We start from the raw sequence: 2,062 nt of genomic DNA on the forward strand, positions 1-2,062 counted from the left end.
GGCGGGTTCACGCGGTCGTCGCAACACTCTCGATTTGAGAGGTTGCGGCGACCGTGTCGTTTTCGGAGGACTGTGTTCGGTTTGGTGATCGGCTAGCAAAGCTGGTTGATGCCGGCGTATCGGTAAAAGAGGCGGCTGCATCATTGGGGATTTCGCCGGGTCGGTGCTATGCGATCCTGCGGGCGACGGGGCGCCCGGCGGGGTCGGCGCGGCGGCAGGTGGGCGTTGTCGACGCTGATCAAGTGGTTGCGGTGTTCACCGCAACGGGCTCGATCAATCAGGCCGCGAAGGCTTGCGGAGTGTCACACGGCGTCGCGCGGCGCCTGTTAGTGGCCCAAGGTCTGGTCTCATCGGTGCGGCGATCGGTGGGCAAGGCGCAGGCCAAACGCCGGTTCTTTGAATTGCTTGCGGCGGGATGGTCGGCCGCGCGCGCTGCCCGTGAAGTCGGTGTGCATGAACGCACCGGCCGTGATTGGCGCACGGGAGCCCGCAAAGTCGGCAACACGCGGATACTCGCCGATGGCACGGTCATCGATTACACGACCGGCACGCGATACACACAGCCGGTGAAGATCAACAGGCCCTACGGGGCGGTGGCGGGTGTGCCCGCGATCAACAGCCGGTATCTGTGCTTGGACGATCGGCTCGTCATTGCCGATGGGCTCCAAGCCGGCCTGACCCTGACGGTGATCGCCGCAGGGATCGGCAAGCACACCTCGACGGTGTCGCGCGAAATCCGCGCCCGCAGCGTCGAGGGATCGTATCTGCCCTATCGGGCTCACACGGTTGCCGTGGCGGCCCGTGCCCGTCCCCAACAGTCCAAACTGGTCACCAACCACAAGCTGCGCCAGGCGGTGGAAAAAGGGCTGTCACAGCGGTGGTCTCCCGAGGAAATCTCTTATCGTCTAACCAAGGATTTCCCCGACGATGAGAGTATGCGGGTGAGCCACGAAACGATCTATCAAGCGCTGTACTTCCAGGCCCGTGGCGGGTTGAAACGTCAAGTGGCTCAAGCACTTCGATCTGGCCGCACCCGACGCAAACCACACCGCACCCCCGATCAGCGCACCCACCGGTTCATCGACCCGATGATCATGATCAGTGACCGACCCGCTGACGTCGAGGACCGCGCCGTGCCCGGGCACTGGGAAGGCGACCTGATCATGGGCGAAGCCAACAAGACCGCGATCGCCACCCTGGTCGAACGCGCCACTCGCTACACCCTGTTAGTGCACCTGCCCAACGGCCATCACGCCGAGGCCGTGCGCGACGGCCTGATCGCCACAATCGCCACGTTGCCGGCGCATCTGCGCGGATCGCTGACCTGGGACCAAGGCGCCGAGATGGCCCGCCACAAACAGTTCTCCATGGCCACCGATATGGCCGTCTACTTCTGCGATCCCGCCAGTCCCTGGCAGCGCGGCACGAGCGAGAACACCAACGGCCTGCTACGCCAGTACTTTCCCAAAGGGACCGACCTCAGCCTGTTTGGCCCCGAAGACCTCGAACACGTCGCCCAGCAACTCAACGGCCGCCCACGCAAAACGCTCGACTGGGATACTCCAGCCGAGCGCTTGCGTGATCTACTACTGACCAATTAACCAGCAGTGTTGCGACGACCCCTAGAAACCGCCAGGCTGCGGGGGTTTTCGTGTCTTCAACTCCGCTGCACCGCCGAACGTTGTGAGTCCCGCACTCGCTCAGGTGAATCGCCAAGTGAAATAAGAAGATTCGTCGTCAACGCAGCAAGTACCGGCCCAACGGCGCTGCCCTGCGCGCCGTAGTAGCCCGCGAGTTCAAGCATCACAAAGCCGTGGATCGACGCCCAGAACTGAGCGGCGACAGCCACCACGGTGGCGTCATCGGAGGCTGATCCTGCCGCGATTCGACCCGCCAGCATGCAGCGGTGTACGCCGCGCACGACATGCGCGAAGCTGGGGTAGTGGTCGTTGATCTCGGCCAAGCTCAACGTCAGGACATCGTGCGCCGGCGCGTTGATGCCGTGCGCGCTTGTGCTGCCGAACATCAGCCGGTACATATGCGGACGCTCGATGGCGAAGCG

Annotated in this window: 2 protein-coding genes; one reads left to right on the plus strand and one right to left on the minus strand. The window is 63.7% G+C overall.

Features of this window, described 5'->3' with window-relative positions; all coding sequences use genetic code 11:
• Window positions 1-401: 401 nt before the first annotated feature.
• Entirely contained in the window at window positions 402-1,601 is a 1,200-nt protein-coding gene (locus WAN71_RS21900; protein ID WP_422227340.1) for an IS30 family transposase, read from the plus strand.
• A gap of 56 nt (window positions 1,602-1,657) precedes the next feature.
• Here WAN71_RS21900 and WAN71_RS21905 read toward each other — a convergent pair.
• The coding region (locus WAN71_RS21905) for a TetR-like C-terminal domain-containing protein (RefSeq protein ID WP_422227339.1) at window positions 1,658-2,062 on the minus strand (405 nt) is incomplete at its 5' end.

Origin of the sequence: Mycobacterium sp. (genome assembly GCF_049280035.1) — a bacterium.
Lineage (GTDB): Bacteria > Actinomycetota > Actinomycetes > Mycobacteriales > Mycobacteriaceae > Mycobacterium.